The 24432-nt window shown below is 74.3% G+C and carries 20 protein-coding genes and 3 pseudogenes; 15 read left to right on the forward strand and 8 right to left on the reverse strand.

Going from position 1 to position 24432, the window contains the following annotated elements; all coding sequences use genetic code 11:
* The first annotated feature begins 87 nt into the window (after positions 1 to 87).
* From IE294_RS18485 to rfbB, 7 genes are all read left to right on the forward strand, one after another.
* Positions 88 to 291: an MbtH family protein gene (locus tag IE294_RS18485; RefSeq protein WP_014676677.1), complete on the forward strand. Its 204-nt coding sequence runs from the start codon at positions 88 to 90 to the stop codon at positions 289 to 291.
* Between the two features lie 138 nt (positions 292 to 429).
* Positions 430 to 1017, forward strand: a complete 588-nt coding sequence (locus IE294_RS18490) for a GNAT family N-acetyltransferase (protein WP_189887407.1) — start codon at positions 430 to 432, stop codon at positions 1015 to 1017.
* Between the two features lie 549 nt (positions 1018 to 1566).
* A complete protein-coding gene (locus IE294_RS18495; RefSeq protein ID WP_189887409.1) occupies positions 1567 to 4014 on the forward strand; it encodes a SpoIIE family protein phosphatase in 2448 nt (815 codons plus the stop codon).
* A gap of 81 nt (positions 4015 to 4095) precedes the next feature.
* A complete protein-coding gene (locus IE294_RS18500; RefSeq protein ID WP_189887411.1) occupies positions 4096 to 4368 on the forward strand; it encodes a hypothetical protein in 273 nt (90 codons plus the stop codon).
* A 301-nt stretch (positions 4369 to 4669) separates the two neighbouring features.
* A complete protein-coding gene (locus tag IE294_RS18505; protein ID WP_229917209.1) occupies positions 4670 to 5038 on the forward strand; it encodes a DUF6479 family protein in 369 nt (122 codons plus the stop codon).
* 123 nt (positions 5039 to 5161) lie between these two features.
* Positions 5162 to 5347, forward strand: a complete 186-nt coding sequence (locus IE294_RS18510) for a hypothetical protein (RefSeq protein ID WP_189887413.1) — start codon at positions 5162 to 5164, stop codon at positions 5345 to 5347.
* Between the two features lie 50 nt (positions 5348 to 5397).
* Positions 5398 to 6369: a dTDP-glucose 4,6-dehydratase gene (gene rfbB, locus IE294_RS18515; protein ID WP_189887415.1), complete on the forward strand. Its 972-nt coding sequence runs from the start codon at positions 5398 to 5400 to the stop codon at positions 6367 to 6369.
* A gap of 8 nt (positions 6370 to 6377) precedes the next feature.
* Here the strand turns inward: rfbB and IE294_RS18520 are convergent, their stop codons facing one another.
* Genes IE294_RS18520 through IE294_RS18530 form a run of 3 tightly spaced genes read right to left on the reverse strand, consistent with a single transcriptional unit; the run spans position 6378 to position 8798 of the window.
* On the reverse strand, positions 6378 to 6962 hold the full coding sequence (locus IE294_RS18520) for an isochorismatase family protein (RefSeq protein ID WP_189887417.1): 585 nt from the start codon (positions 6960 to 6962) through the stop codon (positions 6378 to 6380).
* A 7-nt stretch (positions 6963 to 6969) separates the two neighbouring features.
* Positions 6970 to 8364 (reverse strand): MFS transporter, encoded by a 1395-nt coding sequence (locus tag IE294_RS18525; RefSeq protein ID WP_189887419.1) that lies wholly within the window; start codon positions 8362 to 8364, stop codon positions 6970 to 6972.
* A complete protein-coding gene (locus IE294_RS18530) occupies positions 8361 to 8798 on the reverse strand; it encodes a MarR family winged helix-turn-helix transcriptional regulator (RefSeq protein WP_014676686.1) in 438 nt (145 codons plus the stop codon). Before IE294_RS18530 ends, IE294_RS18525 begins: the two co-directional genes overlap by 4 nt.
* Before the next feature lie 146 nt (positions 8799 to 8944).
* Between IE294_RS18530 and IE294_RS18535 the strand changes: the two genes are divergently transcribed.
* Genes IE294_RS18535 through IE294_RS18550 form a run of 4 tightly spaced genes read left to right on the forward strand, consistent with a single transcriptional unit; the run spans position 8945 to position 14216 of the window.
* Positions 8945 to 11980 carry an FAD-binding and (Fe-S)-binding domain-containing protein gene (locus IE294_RS18535; protein ID WP_189887421.1) on the forward strand — a complete coding sequence of 1012 codons (3036 nt, stop codon included), beginning with the start codon at positions 8945 to 8947 and terminating at the stop codon, positions 11978 to 11980.
* Between the two features lie 59 nt (positions 11981 to 12039).
* Entirely contained in the window at positions 12040 to 13050 is a 1011-nt protein-coding gene (locus tag IE294_RS18540) for an SDR family oxidoreductase (protein ID WP_189887464.1), read from the forward strand.
* Positions 13051 to 13059: 9 nt separating this feature from the next.
* Positions 13060 to 13560 carry a metallophosphoesterase family protein gene (locus IE294_RS18545; RefSeq protein WP_189887423.1) on the forward strand — a complete coding sequence of 167 codons (501 nt, stop codon included), beginning with the start codon at positions 13060 to 13062 and terminating at the stop codon, positions 13558 to 13560.
* A 59-nt stretch (positions 13561 to 13619) separates the two neighbouring features.
* Positions 13620 to 14216, forward strand: a complete 597-nt coding sequence (locus IE294_RS18550) for a GNAT family N-acetyltransferase (RefSeq protein ID WP_189887425.1) — start codon at positions 13620 to 13622, stop codon at positions 14214 to 14216.
* Positions 14217 to 14486: 270 nt separating this feature from the next.
* Here IE294_RS18550 and IE294_RS18555 read toward each other — a convergent pair whose 3' ends face one another.
* Positions 14487 to 15593 carry an XdhC family protein gene (locus IE294_RS18555; RefSeq protein WP_189887427.1) on the reverse strand — a complete coding sequence of 369 codons (1107 nt, stop codon included), beginning with the start codon at positions 15591 to 15593 and terminating at the stop codon, positions 14487 to 14489.
* A gap of 182 nt (positions 15594 to 15775) precedes the next feature.
* Between IE294_RS18555 and IE294_RS18560 the strand changes: the two genes are divergently transcribed.
* Together IE294_RS18560 and IE294_RS18565 are read left to right on the forward strand one after the other, a co-directional pair.
* Positions 15776 to 17833: an elongation factor G gene (locus tag IE294_RS18560; protein WP_189887429.1), complete on the forward strand. Its 2058-nt coding sequence runs from the start codon at positions 15776 to 15778 to the stop codon at positions 17831 to 17833.
* 7 nt (positions 17834 to 17840) lie between these two features.
* A pseudogene (locus IE294_RS18565) lies at positions 17841 to 19031 on the forward strand (hypothetical protein); the annotation flags it as partial.
* A 65-nt stretch (positions 19032 to 19096) separates the two neighbouring features.
* On the opposite strand, the gene IE294_RS18570 reads toward IE294_RS18565, so the two are convergent.
* Positions 19097 to 20350 carry a YncE family protein gene (locus tag IE294_RS18570; protein ID WP_189887431.1) on the reverse strand — a complete coding sequence of 418 codons (1254 nt, stop codon included), beginning with the start codon at positions 20348 to 20350 and terminating at the stop codon, positions 19097 to 19099.
* 138 nt (positions 20351 to 20488) lie between these two features.
* On the opposite strand from IE294_RS18570, the gene IE294_RS18575 reads away from it, so the two are divergent.
* Together IE294_RS18575 and IE294_RS18580 are read left to right on the forward strand one after the other, a co-directional pair.
* Positions 20489 to 21151 carry a TetR/AcrR family transcriptional regulator gene (locus IE294_RS18575; RefSeq protein ID WP_189887433.1) on the forward strand — a complete coding sequence of 221 codons (663 nt, stop codon included), beginning with the start codon at positions 20489 to 20491 and terminating at the stop codon, positions 21149 to 21151.
* 123 nt (positions 21152 to 21274) lie between these two features.
* Positions 21275 to 22297, forward strand: coding sequence for an alcohol dehydrogenase (locus IE294_RS18580; RefSeq protein WP_189887435.1), 1023 nt, complete (start codon positions 21275 to 21277; stop codon positions 22295 to 22297).
* A gap of 48 nt (positions 22298 to 22345) precedes the next feature.
* On the opposite strand, the pseudogene IE294_RS18585 reads toward IE294_RS18580, so the two are convergent.
* The 3 genes and pseudogenes from IE294_RS18585 to IE294_RS18595 form a co-directional block, all read right to left on the reverse strand.
* A pseudogene (locus IE294_RS18585) lies at positions 22346 to 23574 on the reverse strand (nucleotide disphospho-sugar-binding domain-containing protein).
* Between the two features lie 149 nt (positions 23575 to 23723).
* Positions 23724 to 24062 (reverse strand): hypothetical protein, encoded by a 339-nt coding sequence (locus IE294_RS18590; RefSeq protein ID WP_189887437.1) that lies wholly within the window; start codon positions 24060 to 24062, stop codon positions 23724 to 23726.
* A pseudogene (locus tag IE294_RS18595) lies at positions 24059 to 24432 on the reverse strand (aa3-type cytochrome oxidase subunit I); the annotation flags it as partial. The pseudogene IE294_RS18595 and the gene IE294_RS18590, both read right to left, overlap by 4 nt.

Below are 24432 nucleotides of genomic sequence, written 5' to 3' on the forward strand. Positions count from 1 at the left end.
CGGTACGGGCCGCGCGCACCCCGCGCCCCGACCGCCCGCTCCCGCCCCACCCCAGCTCACCCGAACCGAACCCCCGAGGAGACCGGCATGGACGAGAACACCCGCTACCAGGTGCTGCGCAACGACGAGGAGCAGTACTCCCTCTGGCCCGTCGACATCGAGGTGCCCGCCGGCTGGCAGCCCGTCGGCAAGGAGGGCACCGAGGCCGAGTGCTCCGCGTACGTCGACGAGGTCTGGACCGACATGCGGCCCAAGAGCCTCCGCGAGCGCATGGAGAACGCCGGCGCCTGACGCCCCGCGCGTCCACCACGACCGACACGCCGGGCCGCCCGTACCGGGCCGGCCCGGCGCCTCCCCCCACTCCTCCCCCCCCACGCGTCGCCGTTCACCCGGCACCCGCCGCACCGCATCACTCCCGAGGAGTCCGCCTTGACGTCCGTCACGACCCCCGTCCTGCGCACCGAGCGCCTGGAGTTCCTCCCCTACCGTCCCGAACACGAGGACGCCTTCGTCGCCCTGCTGCGCGACGAGGAGGTGTGCCGCTGGATGGGCCAGGAACGCGTGCCCGAACCGCAGATCCGCGAGCTGTTCCGCGCCATCCTCACCCACGTCTATCCCCAGCGCCGCTTCGACGTGTGGGGCCTGTGGCACGAGGGCGTCTACGTCGGCCACGCGGAGGTGAAGCCGACCGGCAACGTCGACGGCCACGAACTCGTCACCGCGCTCGCCCCCGGACACTGGGGGCGCGGACTGGGCGGCGAGGCGGTGCGCGGCCTCCTCCGCCACGCCGCCGACGATCTCGGACTCACCGAGGCGTACGGCATGGTCGGCGCCGACAACACCGCCAGCCTGGCCATGTGCCGCCGCCTGGGCTTCCGCCACGTCCGGGACGTCGTCGCGGACGACGGCTCGGTGACCAAGCTGGTGGTCATCTCCACCGGGAAGCCCGGGAAGCCCGGGGAACCGACGGTCCCCGAGGGCGCGGGCGCGGCGCCGGCGGTCGGGGATCCCGTGTGATCCCCGGGGCCACCTGACACGGCCGACGCTGCTTCCAACGGACCGCAGCCGGGAGGCGGCCCCGCGCGGCCGTCCACCGCGGCCGGCGCCCGTTCGACAGGGCCGGCGGCGGTAGGCGGCCCCGCCTGGCCGCCTGCCGTAGCCGACACCCTGTCCGGCGGGCCCGGCGGGGCGTTCCCGCTGGGGCATGGTGCAGCCGGTGCCTGTTCGGCAGGTTCGGTGGGGGCCGGCGGTGTCCCCCAGCGAGCCGGCCGCAGCCGGCCCCGCCCGTCGCGTGCCTGCCCGCCCGTCGCGAGTGTCCCCCGGGCGCGTCGCGGTGTCCCCGCGCGCGTCCCGGTGTCTGCCCCGCCCCTCGCGTCGCCCGTCCCACCTGTCGTCGCGTCCGCCCCCCCCCGCCCCCTCGCGACGCCTGCCTCACCCGCGCGTCGCCGTTCCCGCTCAACTCCGCTCACCCGTGGTCACCCTCGGCCAGGGCATCCGGACGGCGTCCGCTCAGCGCGCTTCACAGGGGCTGCGCAGGCGGCTGATACGCGCTGTAATGGCGACGTGGTGAGTGAGGGCGCTGCGATCAGCGGGACGAGAACGGCGCCGGAGCGTGCCGAAGCCGCCCTCGCGTCGCTGATGGTGTCCCCGGCCACCCCCGACCGGCTCCGCCGGGTGCTCGAACAGGCGCTCGTGTTCGCCGGTGCGTCCTTCGCCGGGGTGTACACGCCCGGCCACGACGCCACGGAGCTCTGCCTCGCCGAGTCGGCCGGTCTGCCCCGCACCCTGTACGGCCTCCGGGACTGCTATCCGGCCGCCGGCGCCTCCCCGGTCGCCGAGACGCACCGCACCGGACGCCCGCGCTGGCTCGGCCCCGCCGAACTGGCCGCCGGCCCGGACTCCCGCCGCACCCCGTCCCCGGACTTCTCCGTGGCCGTCCTGCCGCTCGGCCCCGCGGGCGGCGGCTGTCTGCTGGCCGTGGGCGAGCACCCGGGCGGTTTCGGTACCGACGACCGGACCAGTCTGGAGCTGATCGCCCGCGCCGTGGCCGTACCCGCCCCGGTCGTCGCCGGGGACACCGGCGAGCTGCCCGAGGACGCCTTCAGCCTGACCATGGAGACCGGCCGGGTGGAGGTCGGCGAGGCGATCCTGCGGCTGTTCGGGATCGACCGGGAGAGTTTCGACGGTCGCGTGGAGACCCTGCTCGGCCGCGCGGTGCCGGAGGATCTGCCCGCGCTGATGTCGGTGGTCGAGGCCGACCACATGTCCATCGGCGACCGGGAGCTGGAGTTCCGCATCCTCCAGTCCGCCGGCCCGCCCCAGTGGCTGCGGCTGCGCGGCCGGCTGCTGCCCGGCGGCGAGGGCCGCTCCGCCCGGCTCGTCGGCACCGTCGCCGACGCCTCCAGCCTGCGCACCGACGTCACCGACGTCGCCCGCGTGCAGCGCCTGGCCGCCGCCCTCGCCACCGCAGGCACCGTCAAGGACGTGGGGCAGGCGGTCGTGGCCGCCCTGCGCAAGCCGCTGCGGGCCGACCGGATCGCCCTGGCCGAACTGGAGAACGACCGGCTGGTCGTCACCGTCCTCGACCCGCCCGAGCCCGAGGCCTGGCCCGAGGTGTGGCGCAGCGAGTGGCGCACCGAATGGCCCGACGCGCCGGTGCGCGCCATGCCCACCCTGGCCGCCGCGCTGCGCGAGGGCCGCGCCAAGATCTGGCCCGCCGGCTCGGCGCTGGAGCCCGCCCTCGCCGAGGTCGGTCCGGGCGGCCTCGCCGTGCTGCCGCTGCCCGCCGGCAGCCGCATGGCCGGCGCCTGCCTGGTCGGCTGGGACCGCCCGCACGACTTCGCTCCCGACGAACGCGCCCTGCTCACCGCCTGCGCCGGCCTGACCGGCCAGGCCCTGCTGCGCGCCCACGCCTTCGACGCCGAGCACGAACTCGTCGGCATGCTCCAGCGCACCCTGCTGCCCCGCAGGCTGCCCCGGCTGCCCGGTGCGGTCGCCGTCGCCCGCTACCTGCCCACCACGGCCGGTCTGGAGGTCGGCGGCGACTGGTACGACGTGATCCCGCTGGCCGACAACCACGTCGCCCTGGTGATCGGCGACGTCCAGGGGCACAACGCGGGCGCCGCCACCCTGATGGGCCAGATGCGCACCGCGCTGCGCGCCTACGCCGCCGAGGGCCACGCCCCGGACGTGGTCGTGGCACACGCCAACCGGCTCCTGCTGGACATGGAGACCGACCTCTTCGCCACCTGCGCCTACGTCGAAGTCGACGTGGAGCAGGGCACCGCCTGGTGCGTCCGCGCCGGGCATGTGCAACCGGTGCTGCGCCACCCGGACGGCACCGCCGAGATCGTGCGGGCGGAGGGCGGCCCACCGCTCGGGGTCCTCGCCCAGGGCGAGTTCCCGATGACCCCGCTGCGGCTCCAGCCCGGGACCGTGATCGCGCTGACCACCGACGGCCTGGTGGAGTCCCCGGACACCGACCTCGACGCCGGCATGGACCGGCTGGCCCGCGAACTGTCCGCCGCCGACCCCGCCCACCTCGGCCAGGTCGCCGACGCCCTGCTCACCGGCGCGCATCGCGGCGACGACGTGGCGCTGCTGCTGATGCGCTACGACGGACTGGCCGTACGCCCGCGCCGGGAGAGCTGGACGGTGTGGCGGGTGCCGGAGGCGGCCCGGCACGCCCGCCGCTTCACCCGGCGCACGCTGCGCGCCTGGGGACTGTCCCAGGACACGATCGACGTGGCCCTGCTGGTCGTCTCCGAACTCGTCACCAACGCCCTGGTGCACACCGGCGGCCAGGTCCGGCTCGACCTCAGCCTGGTCAACCACCGGCTGCGGCTCGCCGTCGCCGACTCCTCCCCGCGCAGCCCCGTCAAACCCACCAGCATCGGCTGGGAGGCCACCGGTGGGCGGGGCATCCTGCTGGTGGAGGCGGTGTCGGCGGCCTGGGGCACGGTCCCGGTCAGCGGCGGCAAACAGGTCTGGGCGGACCTCGTACCCGACCGCTGACCCGCCACTCGGGTACGGGTGGCGGCGATCCCGGCAGGTCGCGGCGGGCCCGCGTCCCGGACCTGCCTAGGGTCGGTTGGCGTGTCGCACACCTTCGAAGAACTGGTCGCCAAGCAGCGCGCGGCCACCGCCGCCCACGCCCAGGTGCAGGAACTGCGGGACGCCTACGGCCCGCCGGCCGAACGGCGGATGACCGGCGCCCAGTCGGGCACCTACGAGACCGCCCTGCGCGCCTGGCGGGACCTCGCCCGCGATGTGCAGACGGCAGTGAGCGAGTACGCCCGGCAGACCGGCCGGCCACGGGCCGAGGTCGAGGCCGAGGTGGAACACGCGGCGGCGGAGGAGACGGACTGATCCACGGGCGGGCCCGGGTCGCGACCCGCGGCGGGCTTGGCCGTGGCGCACGGCTGCACCTGGCCATGACCCACGGCCGGACTCGCCGAGATCCACGGCGCACTCGCCGAGATCCGCGGCCGGACTGGCCATGGCCCACGGCCGCACCCGGCCACGGCCCCGGCCGGACTCGCCGAGATCCTCACCAGCGCCCCAGGCCCGCGCCTCGCAGGGCCCGGTCCGAGGGGGGCAGCCGGGTCGCCGGCCTGCCGGTTCGTGCGGGGCCGCGCATCCGTCGCGCCGCGCCGGGTACCCGGCGGTCATGGACACTGCCATGTACGAAGCGGCCACGGGCGCCCAGGTCTTCGGCTACGCCCTGATCCTGATCGCCGGTGTGGCCTGCGTCGCGGGACTCATCTGGGCCTTCCGGCTGGGCTTCAAGGTGCGCGAGCGGGAACCGGCGCCGCCGCGGCCCGACGAACAGCCGAAGATGCCGCCGTCGGGGCCGGTCCACGAGACCCGCGAGGTCCGTGAGCCCGACGAGGTGCCCCGGGCCGCCGACGAGAGCGAACGCCTCACCCCCCACCAGCTCGGCAACGTCGGCACCAAGCGCGCCGACGACCAGCGCCGCCCCCGCTGGTCGCCCGGGTCGAGCGGGTCCTTCGGCGGTGGTGGCGGCGGTCGCACCTGACCCGGTGCGGCACCGCCGCGTTTGCGGGCCGCCCGGCCCGGGGACCCGGTCGGGCACACAGCACACCCCGGGCCCGGGCGGCCCGGCGAACGGCGCCCGCTGCGAGCGGGACGCAGAAGGAAGATGAACGACGTGACCGCGCATGCCAGCGAGAAACCGGCCGTACCCCACGCGGAGACGGGCTGGGCCCAGGCCAGCCGTCGGCGGAACCGGGGAGTGCGCACCTGCGTGCCCGCCGTCCTGGACCGCGCCTGCACGCAGCGGCAGGGCCCGGACCTTGAGGACAACATCGTGCGCGGTGAGGACTGAACGCCGGGGCGGGGCCGGACGTCGTCACGCTCCGCGGTCATACTCCGGTCATGAACCTGCTCGTCACCGGCGCCGCCGGCTTCATCGGCTCCCACTACGTCCGCGGGCTCCTCGCCGCCGACGCGCCGGACGCACCCCACGTGACCGTGCTGGACAAGCTCACCTACGCCGGCACGCTCACCAACCTCCCCGTCGGCCACCCCCGGCTGGACTTCGTACACGGGGACGTCTGTGACGCCGGCCTGGTCGACGAACTGATGGCGGACGCCGACCAGGTGGTGCACTTCGCCGCCGAGTCGCACGTCGACCGGTCGATCGAGGGGGCCGGGGAGTTCGTCCGCACCAACGTGCTGGGCACCCAGACCCTGCTGGACGCGGCCCTGCGGCACGGCACCGGCCCGTTCGTGCACGTCTCCACCGACGAGGTCTACGGCTCCATCCGCACCGGCTCCTGGTCCGAGACGCATCCGCTCGCGCCCAATTCGCCGTACGCCGCGTCGAAGGCCGCCGCCGACCTCATCGCCCTCGCCCACCACCGCACCCACGGCCTGGACGTCCGGATCACCCGCTGCTCCAACAACTACGGCCCGCGCCAGTTCCCCGAGAAGGTGATCCCGCTCTTCGTGACCAACCTGCTCGACGGCCTGCCCGTCCCGCTGTACGGCGACGGGCGCCACGTCCGCGACTGGCTGCACGTCGACGACCACTGCCACGGCATCGACCTGGTCCGCACCCAGGGCCGCCCCGGCGAGGTGTACCACCTCGGCGGCGGCACGGAGCTGACCAACAAGGAACTGACCGGTCTGCTGCTGGAGGCGTGCGGCGCGGGCTGGGAGCACGTGGTGCACGTGCCCGACCGCAAGGGCCACGACCTGCGTTACTCGCTCGACTGGGGCAAGGCCCGCGACGAGCTCGGCTACCGGCCGCGCCGTGACTTCACCACGGGCCTCGCCGAGACGGTCGCCTGGTACCGCGCCCACCGGTCCTGGTGGGAGCCGCTCAAGCCGCGCACCCTGCGCTGAGCCGGCGGTCAGGCGTGGGTCTTGGCCAGCAGTTCCAGGACCTCGGCCGTCGTGCCGGTCTCGCCGAGCCGCGGGAAGACGCGCTCGACGCTGTTCGCGTGCGCCTCACCGTCGGCGTCGGCCATGGCGTCCGTGGCGAGGGTGACGTGGTAGCCGTGGGCGTAGGCGTCACGGGCGGTGGACTCCACGCCGATGCTGGTGGCGATGCCGGTCAGCACGATCTGCGTGATGCCGCGGCGGCGCAGCTGGACGTCCAGGTCGGTGCCGTGGAAGGCGCTCCAGTTGTGCTTGGTGACGCGGATGTCGCCGGGGTGTCCGGACAGGTCGTCGACGACGACGTCCCAGCCCTCCGGGAAGGCGAGCCCGCGCGGCTGGCGCTCGGTGCGTCCGGGGACGGCGTCCGCCCCGTCCGGCGCGAAGGAGACCCGGACCAGGACCACGGGCAGCCCGTGGGAGCGGAAGGCGTCGGTGAGCGCGGCCGTGCGGGAGACGACCTCGGCGCCCGGCCTGGGCTGGGTGGGCATGGCCACGATGCCGTTCTGGAGGTCGATCGCGACGAGGGCGGTGCGGGGGTCGAGCGTGGTGAGCGACATGGGTCGGTCAGGCCTTTCGGGTGTCTCGGGGGGTCAGCCGGCCGAGGGATCGGTCGGGCAGGGTCGTCGCCAGCAGCAGTGCGGAGCCGGCGAGCATGAACAGGGCCAGGCCGTGCAGCCCGGTCGTGTCGGCGCGGTGCGGGTAGAACGCCGCGGTGGCGGCGGACGCGCCCAGCGCGCCGAGGTACATGAAGGTCCGCAGCAGCCCGGCGGCGGAGGCGATCCGCTCCGGCTCGGCCTGCCGGTACAGCGCGGTCTGCGTGGCCAGGCCGATCAGCCCCTGCGGGACGCCGAGCAGCACACCGACCCCGAGCAGCAGCCAGAACGGGCTGCGGTCGCCGATCAGGAGCAGCACCGCGCAGCCCGCGAGCTGGAGGAGGGAACCGCAGATCAGCTTGGCGCGCACCGCCTCGCGGCGCCCCGTCAGCGCGGAGGCGGTGAGCGCCGCCGCCGACAGCGGCAACAGCGCGAGCCCGGCCGCGGAGGCGCCGAGCCCGCGGCCCTGCTCCAGCCACTGCGTGTAGCCGTACATGAAGGCGTAGGCGGTGGTGTAGCCGAGCAGCTGGCGCAGGTAGGTGGCCAGCAGCGGGCCGTTGCCGCCGAGGACGCGCAGGTCGACGAACGGGTCCGGCACCCTCAGCTCCCGCAGCGCGAAGCCCGCGGCGGCCACGGCGGACAGCACCGGCAGGTACCAGCGGCCGGCCCGCGGCTCCATCAGGAACAGCATCAGCGCGACCAGCAGGACGGCGAACAGCGCCATGCCGGGCGCGTCCAGGCCGCGCCGCCGGGTCCCGGACCGGGGCAGCCGCAGCGCGCCGAGCACCAGACAGGCCGCCGACAGCGGCACGTTGACGGTGAAGACGGCCCGCCAGCCGCCCAGTTGGATCAGCAGCCCGCCGAGCGCGGGCCCGACGACGGCCACCGTCTGGTTGGCGACGGCGAGGGCGGTCAGCACGCCCGCCGGGCTGTCCTGCCCGGTGCGTTCGGCCTCGGCGCGGGTCAGCCGCATCGCCGCCGGGTACGCCGCCGACGTGCCGAGGCCCAGCAGCACCCGGGCCGCGATCAGCGCGCCGAGCGAGGGGGCGAGCGCGCCGAGCAGACCGGCGACGCCGACCAGGGCCGTACCGGCGAGGTAGAGCCTGCGCGGGCCGTACATGTCCACCAGGCGGCCGATGACGGGCTGGCCGACGGCGGTGGCCACGTAGAGCGCCGAGACCAGCCACACCGTCTCGGCGGGCGGGGCGCCGAACGCCACGCCGACCGGCACGAGCGCCACGGCGATCATCGAGGAGTTGACCGGGTTCAGGACCGAGCCGAGGACCATCGGCGGGATGAGCCGGCGGTCGAATCCGGCGGGGGAGGGGCCGGCGGTCCGGGCGCGCGCGGCGAGCCTCGGTATCACGACCGGGACAGCCGTTCCATCAGCTCCAGCGCCGCGAGGACGGTCTGCCGCTCCTCCTCGGTGTAGCGGTCCTGGAAGGCGCGGGCCAGCCACTCCTCGCGCACCTGCCTGTTCCCCTCGACACGGGCCCGGCCGCCGTCGGTCAGGGTGACCAGCTGGCGGCGGCCGTCGTCGGGGTCGGGGGCACGGCGGATCAGGCCGTGCTGCTCCAGGGCGGCCAGCGTGGTGGCCATGGACTGCGGGCGCACCCCCTCCGCGGCGGCGAGCGCGCTCGCGGTGGCCGCGCCGTGCTTGCCGACCAGGGTGAGCGCCGACTCCTGCGAGGGGCTGAGGTCGGCGTCCTGCGCCACCTCGCGGATGCGGCGCCGCAGCCTGCTGAACACCACGCGCAGATCGCGCGCGGCGCGGGCGGCGGAGTCGGAGATGTCAGCCATGCCGCCAGGCTAGGGCCGACAGCACAGACTGTCCAGTTGGAACTGTTCAGTTTTGGCTGTCTATTTGTCGGGGTACTCGCCGGACCTCGGACAGCGCGGCAGCCCCCACAGGTCGGTGCCCGCACGGAGCGAATCGAGGAGCGCAGATGACCCCTCCGGACAGGTCCGGCCTGGAGGCGGCCCTGAGCGCCGAGGTGGACGGCGAAGTCCGCTTCGACGCGGGCAGCCGCGGCGCCTACGCCACGGACGGTTCGAACTCCCGGCAGGTCCCGCTGGGCGTCGTCGTCCCCCGCACCGTCGAGGCGGGCGCCCGGGCGGTCTCGGTGTGCGCGCGCTTCGGCGCCCCTGTCCTCTCCCGGGGCGGCGGCACCAGCCTGGCCGGACAGTCCACCAACACCGCCGTGGTGATCGACTGGAGCAAGTACTGCACCGGGGTGCTCTCCGTCGACCCGGAACGGCGCACCTGTGTGGTGGAGCCCGGCATCGTCCTGGACGAACTCAACCGGCAGCTCGCCCGCCACAAGCTCCAGTTCGGCCCCAAACCGTCCACCCACACCCACTGCGCGCTCGGCGGCATGATCGGCAACAACTCCTGCGGCGCCTCCGCCCAGGCCTACGGCAAGACCGTCGACAACGTCCGGCGCCTGGAGATCCTCACCTACGACGGACAGCGCGCCTGGGTCGGCCCCACCCCGCCCGACGAGCGCGCCCGGATCACCGCCGGCGGCGGCCGGCTCGCCGAGATCTACGCCGGCCTCGACCGCATCGCCACCGAGTACCTGGCCGACATCCGCCGCGGCTACCCCGAGATCCCCCGCCGCGTCTCCGGCTACAACCTGGACTCCCTGCTGCCCGAGAACGGCTTCGACGTCGCCAAGGCGCTCGTCGGCAGCGAGGGCACCCTGGTGACCGTCCTGCGCGCCGAACTCGACCTCGTGCCCGTGCCGCCGTACCAGTCGCTGCTCGTCCTCGGCTACGACGACATCTGCGCCGCCGCCGACGACGTCCCCCACCTGCTGGAGCACTGCTCGCCCAGCCAACTGGAGGCCCTGGACGGGCGCATGGCCCAGCTGATGCGCGAGGAAGGCGCCTACCTGGACTCCCTCGACAACCTGCCCGAGGGCGACAGCTGGCTGATGGTGCTGTACAGCGGCGACAGCCAGGAGGACGTCGACGCGCAGGCGCACGCGCTGCTGCGGGCCATCGGCCGCGGCGAGAAGGACGCGAACGTCGCCTTCTCCGACGACCCCGAACGCGAGCAGAAGATGCTCAAGGCCCGCGAGGCCGGCCTCGGCGTGACCGCACGCCCGCCGGACGACCGGGAGACCTGGGAGGGCTGGGAGGACTCCGCCGTACCCCCCGAACGGCTCGGCGACTACCTGCGCGACCTGAAGGACCTGTTCGCCGAGTTCGACTACGGCCACCCGTCCCTGTACGGGCACTTCGGGCAGGGCTGCGTGCACACCCGCATCCCCTTCGGGCTGAAGACCGCCGACGGCGTGGCCGGCTTCCGGCGGTTCGTGGAGCGGGCCGCCGACCTCGTCGCCTCCTACGGCGGCTCGCTCTCCGGCGAGCACGGCGACGGCCAGTCCCGGGGCGAACTGCTCACCCGGATGTTCGGGGAACGGCTCGTCGCCGCGTTCGGTGAACTGAAGGCCCTCTTCGACCCCGGCAACCGGATGAACCCCGGCAAGGTCGTCCACCCCAACCCCGTCGACGGTCAGCTGCGGCTCGGCCCCACCTGGCGGCCCGCCACCCCGGAGACCCACTTCGGCTACCCCGAGGACGACCACTCCTTCAACCGCGCCGTGATGCGCTGCGTCGGCATCGGCAACTGCCGCGGCCACTCCGGCGTCGTCATGTGCCCCTCCTACCGGGCCACCATGGAGGAGGAGCACTCCACCCGCGGCCGAGCCCGGCTGCTGTTCGAGATGCTCGACGGGCACGCCGACTCCGCCGTCAAGGACGGCTGGCGATCCACCGCCGTACGCGACGCCCTCGACCTCTGCCTGGCCTGCAAGGGCTGCAAGTCCGACTGCCCGACCGGCGTCGACATGGCCACCCTCAAGGCCGAGTTCATGTCCCACCACTACGCGGGACGGCCGCGCCCCATGGCGCACTACTCCATGGGCTGGCTGCCCCTCTGGGCCCGGCTCTCCCGGACCGCTCCGTCCCTGGTCAATTCCGCGCTGCACGCGCCCGGTCTCGCGTCCCTGGGCAAACGGCTCGCCGGGATCGACGAGGCCCGCCCGGCACCGGTGTTCGCCGCGCGGTCCTTCCTCCAGTGGTGGCGGGCCGGCGGCCGGGAGGAGCCCGACCCGGCCGACCCGCGCACCGTCGTGCTGTGGCCCGACACCTTCAGCACCTACTTCCACCCCTCCATCGCGATCTCGGCCGTACGGGTCCTGGAGGACGCCGGCTTCCGGATCGCCGTCCCGTCCAAGCCGGTGTGCTGTGGCCTCACCTGGATCTCCACCGGCCAACTGCCCACCGCCAAGCGGGTGCTGCGCCACACCCTCGACGTGCTGCGCCCCTATCTGGACGCCGGCACCCCGGTGATCGGCCTGGAACCCTCCTGCACGGCCGTCTTCCGCGCCGACGCCCCCGAGCTGATGCCCGGCGACCAGGACGTGGAACGGCTCGCCGCCCGGACCCGCACCTTCGCCGAACAGCTCGTCCACCACGCCCCCGACGGCTGGCGGCCCCCGCAGCTCGCCCGGCAGGCCACCGTGCAGACCCACTGCCACCAGCACGCCATCATGAAGTCCGACGCCGACCGCGAACTGATGCGCCGCGCCCACCTCGACGCCGAGGTGCTCGACGAGGGCTGCTGCGGCCTGGCCGGCAACTTCGGCTTCGAACGCGGCCACCACGAGGTGTCCATGGCCGTCGCGGAACTGGGCGTCCTGCCCGCCGTGCGCGGGGCCGCCCCGGACAGCCTCGTCCTCGCCGACGGCTTCAGCTGCCGCACCCAGATCGAACAGGGCGGCACCGGCCGCCGCGCCCTGCACCTCGCCGAGGTCCTCGCGCTCGCCCTCGACGGCAACCTGCCCAGTGACCACCCCGAGCGGCTCGCCGACCGTCCCGCCGAACCGTCCCGCGCGGCCCGCTGGGCGACCACCGCCTCCCTGGCCGCCCTCTCCCTGGGCGCCGTGGCCGGACTGCGGCAACTGAGGAGGTGACCACGAACGCGCCGGCCGCCGAGGCCGTGCACACACCGCGTACGCAGGAGGAGAGGAACATGCCCCCCACCGTCGTCATCACCGGCGCCAGCGCCGGCATCGGCCGCGCCACCGCCCGCCTGTACGCCCGGCGCGGCGCCGACGTCGTCCTGGTCGCGCGAGGCGAGGGCGGTCTGGAGGCCGCGGCCGACGAGGTCGCGGCGCTCGGCGGACGGCCCCTGGTACGGCCCGCCGACGTGGCCGACCCGGCCCAGACGGAGGCCGTCGCCGAGGCCGCGGAGAAGGAGTTCGGCCCCATCGACACCTGGATCAACTGCGCCTTCGCCAGCGTCTTCGCGCCGTTCGAGGAGATCACCCCCGAGGAGTACCGGCGGATCACCGAGGTGACCTACCTCGGCTTCGTCAACGGCACCCGGTCCGCCCTGAAGCGCATGCTCCCCCGCGACCAGGGCACGATCGTGCAGGTCGGCTCCGCGCTCGGGGAACGGTCGATCCCACTCCAGTCGGCGTACTGCGGAGCCAAGCACGCCATCAACGGCTTCACCTCCTCCCTGCGCACGGAACTGCTGCACCGCGGCAGCAACGTCCGCGTCACCGTCGCCCAGATGCCCGCCGTCAACACCCCCCAGTTCGAATGGGTCCGCTCCCGCCTTGCCAAGCACCCCATGCCGGTCCCGCCCATCTACCAGCCCGAGGTGGCCGCGCGGGGCGTGCTGTACGCCGCCGACCACCCGGGCCGCAAGCAGTACTACGTCGGCGCGTCCACCGTCGCCACCATCTGGGCCAACCGGTTCGTCCCCGCGCTGCTCGACCGCTACCTGGCCCGCACCGGCTACGACTCCCAGCAGACCGACCGCATCCCGCCCGCCGGCCTGGACAACCTCTTCGAACCGGTCGACCGCGAGCCCGCCGACGACCAGGGCGCCCACGGCTCCTTCGACGACACCGCCCACGCCCGCTCCTGGCAGGAGACCCTGGTCCGGCACCCCGCCGCCACCGCCCTCGGCGCGGGCGCCGCGCTGCTCGGCACCGTACGCGGCATCCGCCGCCTGACCTCCTCCTCCGCATAGGCCGGCGAGGTGCGCCTGCTGTTCATGTCCGACACGCACCTGCCCAAGCGCGCCAAGGCGCTCCCGGAGCAGCTGCTCGCCGAACTCCCGCGCGCGGACGTCGTGTTCCACGCCGGGGACTGGGTCGACACCGCCACCCTCGACCTGCTGGAGAGCCGCAGCCGCCGACTGGTCGGCGTGTACGGCAACAACGACGGCCCCGAGCTGCGCGCCCGGCTCCCCGAAGTGGCCCACGCCGACCTGGGCGGCCTGCGCTTCGGGGTCGTCCACGAGACCGGCCCCGCCCAGGGCCGCGAGGCCCGCTGCGCCGCCCGCTTCCCCGACCTGGACGTCCTGGTCTTCGGGCACAGCCACATCCCCTGGGACACCACTGCCCCCGGCGGCCTGCGCCTGCTCAACCCCGGCTCCCCGACGGACCGCCGGCGCCAGCCCCACTGCACGTACCTCACGGCCACGGTCGCCGACGGAGCCCTCACCGAGGTGACGCTGCACCGGCTGCCGCGCCGGTAGCCGGGGCGGAGCGCCGGTCAGCCCCGGCCGACGCTCTCCGGCTGTGGCAGGATGCGCCGATGATCTCCAGCTCCGGCATACCCGCCGTCGTGCCCCCGGGCCGCCTCGCCGAGCCCGACCAGCCCGTACTGCCGCTGGCCGATGGCCTGGAACTGCGGCCCTGGCAGCCCACCGACGCCGACGCGGACGCCCTGCTCACCGCGGGGCAGGACCCGGACATCAGCAGGTGGAACCTCTTCTCCGTCGCCGACCGCGCGGAGGCCGGGGAGAGGATCGAACGCCTGCACGCGCGGCGACGGGCCGAGACCGGTGCCATCTGGGCCATCGCCCCCCACGGCGGCGCGGCCGTGGGCCTCGCCGGGCTCAACGCCGTCGACCTCGCCGCCGGCACCGCCGAAGTCCTCTACTGGGTGCTGCCCCCGGCGCGCGGAACGGGCCTCGCCGTCCGGGCGGCGCGCCGGCTGAGCCTGTGGGCCCTGGACGACCTCGGCCTGCACCGCCTGGTCCTGTGTCACTCCGTCGCCAATCCGGCGTCCTGCCGGGTCGCCGAGAAGGCCGGATTCCGCTACGAGGGCACCCAGCGCAGCGCCCTGCTGCACGCCGACGGCTGGCACGACCAGCACCTGCACGCGCGCGTGGCCGGAGATCCCGACTAGGGCGCCCCGAGCACGCGGCGGGGGATCGTCAGTACCGAGTGGTACCCGTGGTGTATGGCGCACTCCCCGGCAACTCTCCTGCGGCGCGCGATACGTCCCGCCGTGCCGGGGGCGCTGTCGCTGCGGCGGCGGTGAGGGGGCGGGGATGCGGAGAGTCGCGGGATCGTCGGCGGGGCTGGTGCGGATCCGGATGACGGGTCGGGCACCCCGGTCGAACGCTTCCGTCGTGCGCATCCGTCGTGCGCTCCTGCCCAGCCCCGGCAGGAACGGTCACCCCACGGACCGAGGATGGATCGCCCCGCTCGTCCCGCTCAGCGGTGACCCGGTGCCGCCCCACCTCAGGGCCACGATCTCCGCTGCCACCGACACCGCCACCTCCTCCGGTGTGCGTGCGCCGAGGTCGAGGCCGAGCGGGGAGCGCAGGCGGGACAGTTCCCGGTCGGTGAGGCCGGACTCGATCAGGCGGCGGAGCCGGTCGTCGTGGGTGCGCCGGCTGCCCATCGCCCCGATGTACGCCGCCGGCCGCCGCAGCGCCTCCCGCAGCACCGGCACGTCGAACTTCGGATCGTGGGTCAGGACGCAGATCACCGTCCGCCCGTCGGTGTGAGTGCCGCGCAGGTACCGGTGCGGCCAGTCCACGACGACCTCCGCCCCTTCCGGGAACCGGCGGGGCGTGGCGAACACCGGCCGGGCGTCGCACACGGTGACCCGGTAACCGAGGAAGTCCCCGATCCGGGCCACGGCGGCGGCGTAGTCGATGGCCCCGAACACCAGCATGCGCGGCGGCGGCGCGAAGGACTGGAGGAACACCGTGACGGTGTCCTCCCGGCGCTCCCCGTGCGGGCCGTAGTGCCGCAGGCCGGTCACGCCGAGGGCGAGTTCGCCGCGCGCGTCGGCGGCGACGGCCGCGTCGAGCCCCCGGGTCCCCAGGCTGCCGGCGGCGGTCCGCGGCCACACCGCGAGGGTGGCCCCGCACGGCGCCGGCCCGTCGACCACGGTGGCCACGGTGACCGGCTCACCGCCCGCGACGGACGCGGCGACCGCGCCGAACGCCGGATCCCGGGCCGGGGTGACCGGCCGTACCAGCACGGTGATCTCACCCCCGCAGGTGAGCCCGACCGCGAAGGCGTCCTCGTCGCTGTAGCCGAACGTCTCCAGCCGTGCCGCGCCGTTCTCGACGGCCTCCTGGGCCAGCTCGAACACCGCACCCTCCACACAGCCGCCGGACACACTGCCGACCACCTCGCCGTCCGGGCCGACCGCCATCGCGGCACCGGGCCCGCGCGGCGCGCTGCGGCTGACCGCGACGACCGTGGCCAGCCCGAACGGCACCCGGGCGGCGTACCACCGGTCCAGCACAGCGAGAATCTCACGCATCGTCCGCTCCTCGGCTCGCACCTGGCACGGCATCCGGTTGAACGTTAATCCGTTGGCGGCGCGGCGGCCGTTCTGCTGCACTGCACCGGTCGAGTTCCCGAGAGAACCAGGAGCGATCATGCGCGCACCGTTCATGTCCGGCCCGGAAGGAACCGCCCACTCATCCAAGGACATGACGCTTCGTGCCATTGCTCAATCTGGGAATCCTCGCCCACGTCGACGCGGGTAAGACGAGCCTGACCGAACGGCTCCTGCACACCGCCGGAGTGATCGACGAGATCGGCAGCGTCGACGCCGGCAGCACCACCACCGACACCCTGGCGCTGGAGCGGCAGCGCGGCATCACCATCAAGTCCGCCGTCGTCTCCTTCCCGCTCGACGGCGTCACCGTCAACCTCATCGACACCCCAGGTCACCCGGACTTCATCGCCGAGGTGGAGCGGGTGCTCGGCGTGCTGGACGGAGCCGTCCTGGTCGTCTCCGCGGTCGAAGGCGTCCAGGCGCAGACCCGTGTGCTGATGCGCACCCTGCGCCGGCTGCGCATCCCGGCCCTGGTCTTCGTCAACAAGATCGACCGGCGCGGCGCCCGGGACACGGCCGTGCTCCGCCAGATGGCCCAACGGCTCGCCGTACCGCTCGTCCCCATGGGGACCGCCGCCGGACTCGGCACGCGTGCCGCCCGCTTCCTGCCCGGCCTCGGCCCGGCCGCACTGGAGGCGCTGGCGGACCAGGACGACGACCTGCTCGCCGCCTGTCTCGACGGCGAGGTCCCGGAAGCCCGGCTGCGCCGTGCCCTCGCGGCACGGACCCGGGACGCCTGCGTCCACCCGGTGTACTTCGGCTCCGCGATCACCGGCGCGGGCGTGTCCGAGCTGACCGACGGCATCCGGCGCCTGCTGCCCACCGCCGCCGGCGATCAGGACGGCCCGCTGTCGGGCACCGTCTTCAAGGTGGAGCGGGGCCCGGCGGGGGAGAAGGTGGCCTATGCCCGACTCTTCTCCGGCACCCTGCGCGTCCGCGACCGCATCCCGTTCGGCGACGGCGGAAACGCCCACCGGGACACCGGCAGCGACCGCGAAGCCCGTGTCACCGACGGCCGCGTCACCGACGGCCGTGTCACCCCGACCCGTGCCACCGAAGGCCGCGTCACCGCCCTCGCCGTCTTCGACCACGGCACGGACACCCGCGCGTCCCGCGCCGGCGCGGGACGGATCGTGAAGGTGTGGGGCCTCGGCGGCATCCGGATCGGTGACGCCCTGGGCACGCCGGGACGGTCGTACGGGCACCACTTCGCGCCGCCCACGCTGGAGACGGTCGTGGTGCCCGGCCCCGGCACCGACCGCCGCTCCCTGCACCTCGCGCTCACCCAGCTCGCCGAACAGGACCCGCTCATCGGCGTCCGCCACGACGAGCCGCGGGGGGAGACCTCGGTGTCCCTCTACGGCGAGGTGCAGAAGGAGGTCGTCCAGGCCACCCTCGCCGACGAGTACGGCCTGGACGTCACCTTCCGCGAGACGACGACCCTGTGCATCGAACGGCCGGTCGGTACCGGTCACGCCGTCGAGTTCAACAAGAAGGACCCCAACCCCTTCCTCGCCACGGTGGGCCTGCGCGTCGACCCCGTCCCGCCCGGCACGGGCGTGGCGTTCCGGCTGGAGGTGGAGCTGGGCTCGATGCCGTACGCCTTCTTCAGAGCGGTCGAGGACACCGTCCGGGAGACGCTCGGCCAGGGGTTGCACGGCTGGCAGGTCACCGACTGCGCGGTCGCCATGACCCACTCCGGCTACTCGCCCCGGCAGAGCCACGCGCACCAGGGCTTCGACAAGAGCATGTCGAGCACGGGCTACGACTTCCGCGGCCTGACCCCGCTGGTCCTGACCGAGGCGCTGCGCCGGGCCGGCACCCTGGTGCACGAGCCGATGCACCGGTTCCGTCTGGAGGCGCCGGCGGACACCCTCGGTGCGCTGCTGCCGGTGCTGGCCCGGCTCGGCGCCGTACCCGAGACCGCCGGTACGCACGGGACCGCCTGTGTCCTGGAGGGAACCGTGCCGGCCGCCCGGGTGCACGCGCTGGAGCAGCGGCTGCCGGGGCTGACCCGGGGCGAGGGCGAGCTGGAGACGGCCTTCGACCACTACGCGCCGGTCACCCGCGGCACGGTCCCCGAGCGTCCGCGCACCGACCACAATCCGCTGAACCGGAAGGAGTACCTGCTGAACGTGACGCGCCGCATCGGCGAGTGAGCGGCAACTGACTTGCGGCCAAGCCATTGACGTGCCGTTCCGCACGGTCAGCGGGGCACCGTCGAACCAGAGGGAGCCGGAGGGAGAGGCGGTGGCGGCGGGCGGGGCTCCCGCCACCGTCAGGGATCCGCGGAGGACGGCCGGCACAGACAGCGGCGAGACCGAACTGGAGGAGAACGGCGGCCTGCCCTTCGCCTCGGTCGCCGACGCCCGCACGTCCGCGACCGCGCCGCGCGCCCTCGGCGGCGGCAACGCAGTCCGCTTCCCGCTCTCCTGGGCGCACGCCGAACCCGTGCGCGGTCGGGTGGACACCGCCTGTCCGGCCGCCGTCACGGAGCAGATGCGCGCGTTACTTCGACACCGGCATCCGGGTCTACCCTGACTTCGCCGCCGTCCGCGACCGCGCCTCGTCCGCCGGCACCACGGCCGTGGTCAGCGGGTTCGGCCACCCCCTGTCCGGCACGGTGTCCGACAAGGCGCCGACCGTCCTGAAGGCGGTGTACCCGGCCCCGGACTCCCGTCCGAAGGGGGCGACTTGGTGGACCGCCCCGGCCTCCTCCGGGCCGGTGCTGTCCGGCACCCGGTGGCACTGGGACCTACAGCGGCCGGCACCACGAGGCGGTGAAGGGCAACCCCGGCAAGCCGCTCACCTCCGGGGACGCCTGGAACGACGAGGACCTCCCGGCCGTACGGCTCGACGACTCCGGGCACGCGGCCCTGCGCCAGGACACCGCCTCCTGGACCGCGTCCACCCGAGTGCCACGGCCGGCTCCGCTCGCGCCTTCGCCTACGAGGACCGCTCCCGCGACGGCTCCACCACCCTCACCCGGAACCCGGTGCCGAGTTCCCCGCCGAACGTGGCGCAACTGGTCGGCTCCGGCCAGTACGGGCCGTTGGTGTGGCGCTCCGGCGGCGGCAGCGCACCCACCGAACTGCGCCTGCCGCATCCGTCACCGACGGCCGCACCACGGTCGTCTCCGACCTCGGCACGGTGAACGCCCCGCCCGCGTACACCGCCGCCACCCCGGTCGCCGTGGCCCCGGGGCCGGGTGGCACGGGCAGCCGCCGGCTGCCGCTGACCGACACGGACTCCGGTGTGCCGCACTACGCGCTGGTCACCCAGGGAGCGACGGCGCCTTCCGCGGACGTGCTGAGCGCGGCGAAGGCCGAGCCGGCCGCGCGGGCGGCGGCGCGCTTCCGACGGCAGGGGTGTGGCCTCCGGCGTGAGTGGGGACACCCCGGAGGCCACGGCTCGGTGTGGCGTCAACTACCGCTGGGGCCGGTCCAGTCGGCCTGGACGTGTCCCAGCCGGACGCGCTGCGGGTGGTCGCCGACCGGGACCGACGTCACCTTCCTGCCGGTGGCGAAGTCGATCGCCGTCACCTGGTCGGCGCCGCTCTCGGAGACGATGCAGTCCTTGCCGTCCCCGCTGACCGTCGCCCAGTACGGCTTGGACGCCGTGACGAGCGGGCCCTCCTGGAGCGAGGCGCGGTCGACCACGGTCGCGTAGTCGTCCATGGTGCCCGCGACGCACAGCTTGGTGCCCTCGGGGTTCATCGAGATGCCGTGGTGTCGCGAGTCGTTGACCCAGGTGGTGCGGTCCTCGCTGGTCGCCGGGTTCTTCGGCAGCGTCTTCATCCGGGTGATCTTGTCGGTGGCGACGTCGTACTCCAGGAAGCCGTTGAAGAACGACACCTGGAAGTACAGCTTGGACTCGTCGGCGGAGAACACGGCCGGACGGACCGCGTCGGAGAAGTCCTTCAGTCCGAACGCGTCCAGCCGCTGCCGCATGTCGATGACCTTGACCTGCTTGTACGTCGTCGCGTCCACGACGGTGATGTGCCGGTCGCCCTTGGTCCAGTCCCAGCCCGGGCTGTCCAGGTCGGTGTTGACGTCACCGATGGACATGTTCCAGATGTACTTGCCGTCCTTGGTGAAGATGTTCTCGTGCGGCTTGTCGCCGGTCGCGAACGACCCCAGCTGTCTGCCGGTGTCGATGTCGAGGACGTGCACGGTGTTCGCGGTCGAGGCGGAGACCGCGACCCGGGTGCCGTCCGGGGAGACCGCCATGTGGTCGGCGCGGTAACCGGACACCGGGAAACGCCAGTTGACCTTACCGGTGGCGAGGTCCAGGGAGACGACGTCCGCGAAACTCGGCCGGGACACCACCACCGACCTGCCGTCGGGCGTGGAGTACATGTCGTCGGCGAACTGGTCGTGGCCCTCGCCGACGCTGTTGCGGATCGCCTGGAAGTAGATCCACTTGATCGGGTCCGCGTTGATCTCGGCCATCCGCGCGCCCTTGTCCGGGATGACGTTGATCCGGCCGATCTTCGCGAAGTCGCCGGAGGAGCGGATGACGTCGGCGGTGCCGTCCCAGTTGTTGCCGACGAACAGCACCTCGCGCAGCCCGGCGGGGGCGGCGGAGTGTGCGGAGGCGGCGGTCGCCGGGGCGGCGACGGTCAGGACGAGGGCGGCGGCCACGGAGCACAGGTGCCTGGTTCTTAAGGCAGCCATGACGGCTCTCTTTCCTCGGGGGAATCTGAACACGGGTGCTTTCACAGTCAACTTACTGAAAAGTAAGGAAGGGACGGCCTTCTCGACAAGATGTGTGCACGACAAGATTGGGGAGTGGCGGGTGACGGAGGGGGACACGTGGAGGGCAGGCTCAGGGCGCCGACGGGACGCTACGGCGGACGGTCCGCCGAGGAACGGCAGGCCGAGCGCCGCCGCCGCTTCCTGGACGCGGCACTGGGGCTGTTCGGCGGCACCCCCGGCTACCGGGGCACCACGGTCGCCGCGCTGAGCCAGGCCGCCGGCCTGTCCACGCGCCAGTTCTACGAGGAGTTCCGCACCCTGGAGGACGTCCTCGCGGCGCTGCACCTCCAGGTCAACGGCTGGGCCGAACAGGCCGTCCTGGAAGCCCTCGCCGACGCGGACGGGCTGCCGCTGGCCGAGCGCGCCACCGTGCTCTTCCGGGCCTACGCCCACGGCGTCACCCGCGACCCGCGCCGCATCCGCATCACCTTCGTGGAGATCATCGGCGTCAGCCCCCGGCTGGAGGAGCAGCGCCTGGCCCGCCGCGCCCGCTGGATCGACCTCATCCGCGCCGAGGCGGACGCGGCCGTCGCCCGCGGGGAGGCGGCGCCGCGCGACTACCGCCTCGCGGCCACGGCCTTCATCGGCAGCGTCAACGGTCTGCTGCACGACTGGAGCGCCGGCTGGGTGGACGCCACCCTGGACGAGGTGGTGGACGAACTGGTCCGACTGCTGCTGGGCATGCTCCGGCCGGAGGGCTGGCGCCCGGGGAGCCCCTGAGGCACGGGCGCGCGGAGCCGGGTGGCGCGGGCCGACCGGGGTACGGTCCGTTCGGCGCGCGGGATCGGGCCCGAGCTGCTCTGCTGGTGTGGGGGGCCGCCGTACCCGTTCCCGGAGAGCGCCATGAGTACCTATCGAGCCGCGCAGGTCACCGCTCCGAACGGCACCTTCGAGCTGGTCGAACGCGAGGTCCGGCAGCCGGTACCCGCCCATGTGCGGATCGCCGTGGAGGCGTGCGGGGTCTGCCACAGCGACGCTCTCTTCGTGAGCGGCGGGCTGCCGGGCGTGTCGTTCCCGGAGGTGCCCGGACACGAGATCGCCGGACGCCTGGAGGAACTGGGCGAGGGCGTGCGCGAGCGGGGCTGGCAGGAGGGCGACCGGGTGGCCGTCGGCTGGTTCGGCGGCAGCTGCGGTCACTGCCGCCCCTGCCGTGATGGCGACTTCATCGTGTGCCGGAGCCTGAAGGTCCCCGGATGGGCCTACGACGGCGGCTTCGGCGAGAAGGTGATCGCACCCGTCGACGCCCTGGCCCGCATCCCCGAAGCGCTCTCCCCGAGCGACGCCGGGCCGATGGCCTGCGCGGGCGTGACCACGTACAACGGACTGCGGCGCAGCTCCGCCCGGCCGGGCGACCTGGTCGCGGTGCTCGGGATCGGCGGCCTCGGCCACCTCGGCGTGCAGTACGCGGTGGCCATGGGCTTCGAGACGGTGGCGATCGCCCGGGGCGCCGCGAAGGCCGACCTGGCCAAGCGACTGGGCGCCCACCACTACGTCGACAGCACCTCCGGCACCCCGGTCGCCGAGGCGCTCCAGTCCCTCGGCGGTGCCAGGGCCGTCCTGGCCACCGCGGGGAACTCCGAGGCCATCACGGCCACCGTGGACGGCCTGGCCCACCGCGGCGAACTGGTCGTCATCGGCGCGGACACCGCGCCCCTCGGCATCAGCCCGGCCCAGTTGCTCATGGCCGGCCGCGTCGTGCGCGGCCACCCGTCCGGCACCTCGCAGGACGTGGAGGACACCATGGCCTTCAGCGCCCTGCACGGCATCCGCCCCATGACCGAGAACGTGCCGCTGGACGACGCGGACGAGGCGTACCAGAAGATGCTGTCCGGCGGAGCCCGCTTCCGGATGGTGCTCACCAGCTGACCGGATGGCCTCGCGTTCAGCCGGTGAACCGGTGAACCAGTCAGAGGGTCAGCCGGTCAGCCGTGCCGGCGCGGCCGGCACCGGCGCGGCGCCGTCCTCGCCCCGGACCCGCGCGCCCAGGGCGGCGGCGCGCCGCCGGTACGCCGGGTCCCGGGTGGCCCGCAGCAGCGCCGCGGACAGTGCGTCCACGGTCAGGCGGCGCAGCGGTACGACGGCCGGGGCGACACCCAGGGCGACCAGCCGGGAGGACCAGAAACCCGCGTCGAACCGGACCGGGACCGGCACCGCCGGAACCCCGGCACGCAGCCCCGCCGCCGCGGTGCCCGCGCCCGCGTGATGGACCACGGCGGCCATGCGGGGAAGAGCAGAGCGTGCGGCACCTCGCCGACGGTCAGCATGCCGTCCCCGTCGGCCGCGAGCCCGCCCCAGCCGCGCTGGATCACCCCGCGCAGCCCGGCGCACCGCAGCGCCGCCACCACCCGGGCGCTGGGCCGCCCGGCGTCCGGCACGGTGGCGCTGCCCAGCCCGACGAACACCGGCGGCGGCCCGGCGTCGCTGAACTCCACCACCGCGTCCGGGAGTTGCTCCCGGGTGTCGTACGGCCACCAGTAACCGCCCACCTCCAGGCCCGCCCGCCAGTCGCCGGGCCGGGGCACGACCAGGGGGCTGAAACCGTGGTGCACCGGCCAGAGCCGCCGCTCCCGGGCCCGCCGCGCGGCACCGGTCCGCAGCGGGGGCAGGCCGAGCCGCTTCCGCAGGGCCGGCACGGCGCCGGCGAACACATGCTCCACGGCCAGCCCGCCCCCGTGTCCGGCGAGCAGGTCGACGGGCCCGCCCCAGGAGTCGCCGCCGAGCACCGGCGGGACGAACGCCCGGGTGGCGGCGAGGGGTTGCAGATAGACACCGCGACTCGGCACGCGCAGTCCTTCCGCGATCGTGTGCCCGAGCGGGGCCAGGGAGGAGGACAGCAGCAGGACGTCGCTGTCCCGCGCCGCGCCGAGCGGGTCCTCGGTGAGCCGGCCGACCAGGCGCCGCGCCAGGTCCACCACCCGCAGCAGCTTCCCCGGACCGCTGGCGCTGCGGTGCAGACCCCGGCCGCGCGGGGACTCCAGTTCCGCCCGGGGATCCACCGGCAGCGCGTGGAACCGCACCCCGGAGCCGGCCACCAGCGGGGCGAACCGGCCGTGCGTGACCAGGGTGACCTCGTGCCCGGCCGGCGCGAGCCGGTGCCCGAGCCCGGTGTAGGGCGCGGCATCGCCCCGGGATCCCGCCGTCATGATGGCAACGCGCACGGGGGCCAGTATGGCGGTCCCCACGGCCGACCGGGCTCACCGCGACAAGGCCGACACCGGCAACGGCACCCCCGGTGCTGTGGACCTCGGACGGCCGCGCCGACCAGAGGTGGTCCCGCACCTGGCAGCCGCCCCTACACCGCGACGGACACCACCAGCAGGGCCGCCGCCGCGAGCGCCGCGCAGATCAGCACAGAGCAGGCCAGCAGACGGCGGCGGAGCGCCCGGTAGCGCGACTCGTAGATCTGCCGCAGTTCCTGCGCCCGCTCGGCCGTGCGGTGCCACGAGAGCCGGGCCAGCGCAAGGTACTCGGTCTCGAACTGCTGCTCCACGTCCTCCCGCTGACCGTCGGTGAGCCAGCCCAGCCGGGAGCTGAGGCGTACGGCGGCGGTACGGCCCTCCTCCCGTGCGGCGACCAGCAGCAGATGGCCCTCGATCTGCCGTACGAGGTCGCGCTCGTCGTGGGCCGTCACCGCGCGGTCAGCTCCGGTTCCGGGGACGACACGCCGGGGTGGCGCAGGTCGAACGCCGGGGATTCGCTGCGGATCCGGGGCAGGGTCAGGAAGTTGTGCCGAGGCGGCGGGCAGGTGGTGGCCCACTCCAGCGAGCGGCCGTAGCCCCACGGGTCGTCCACGCCGACCGGCTTGCCGTACCTGGCCGTCTTCCAGACGTTGTAGAAGAACGGCAGCAGGGAGGAGCCGAGCAGGAACGAGAAGACCGAGGACACCGTGTTGAGCGTGGTGAGCCCCTCGGCCGCGAGGTAGTCCGGAATCCGCCGCTGCATGCCCTCGGCGCCCAGCCAGTGCTGGACCAGGAAGGTGCCGTGGAAGCCGATGAACAGCG

This window comes from Streptomyces canarius, from assembly GCF_014650735.1.
GTDB lineage: Bacteria > Actinomycetota > Actinomycetes > Streptomycetales > Streptomycetaceae > Streptomyces > Streptomyces olivaceoviridis.

Excerpts from the sequence above, each read along its gene's own strand:
- IE294_RS18485 (WP_014676677.1), top strand. The coding sequence starts at position 88 with ATGGACGAGAACACCCGCTACCAGGTGCTGCGCAACGACGAGGAGCAG.
- IE294_RS18505 (WP_229917209.1), top strand. The coding sequence starts at position 4,670 with ATGGACACTGCCATGTACGAAGCGGCCACGGGCGCCCAGGTCTTCGGC.
- IE294_RS18510 (WP_189887413.1), top strand. The coding sequence starts at position 5,162 with ATGAACGACGTGACCGCGCATGCCAGCGAGAAACCGGCCGTACCCCAC.
- rfbB (WP_189887415.1), top strand. The coding sequence starts at position 5,398 with ATGAACCTGCTCGTCACCGGCGCCGCCGGCTTCATCGGCTCCCACTAC.
- IE294_RS18520 (WP_189887417.1), bottom strand. The coding sequence starts at position 6,962 with ATGTCGCTCACCACGCTCGACCCCCGCACCGCCCTCGTCGCGATCGAC.
- IE294_RS18530 (WP_014676686.1), bottom strand. The coding sequence starts at position 8,798 with ATGGCTGACATCTCCGACTCCGCCGCCCGCGCCGCGCGCGATCTGCGC.
- IE294_RS18535 (WP_189887421.1), top strand. The coding sequence starts at position 8,945 with ATGACCCCTCCGGACAGGTCCGGCCTGGAGGCGGCCCTGAGCGCCGAG.
- IE294_RS18540 (WP_189887464.1), top strand. The coding sequence starts at position 12,040 with ATGCCCCCCACCGTCGTCATCACCGGCGCCAGCGCCGGCATCGGCCGC.
- IE294_RS18550 (WP_189887425.1), top strand. The coding sequence starts at position 13,620 with ATGATCTCCAGCTCCGGCATACCCGCCGTCGTGCCCCCGGGCCGCCTC.
- IE294_RS18555 (WP_189887427.1), bottom strand. The coding sequence starts at position 15,593 with ATGCGTGAGATTCTCGCTGTGCTGGACCGGTGGTACGCCGCCCGGGTG.
- IE294_RS18570 (WP_189887431.1), bottom strand. The coding sequence starts at position 20,350 with ATGGCTGCCTTAAGAACCAGGCACCTGTGCTCCGTGGCCGCCGCCCTC.
- IE294_RS18580 (WP_189887435.1), top strand. The coding sequence starts at position 21,275 with ATGAGTACCTATCGAGCCGCGCAGGTCACCGCTCCGAACGGCACCTTC.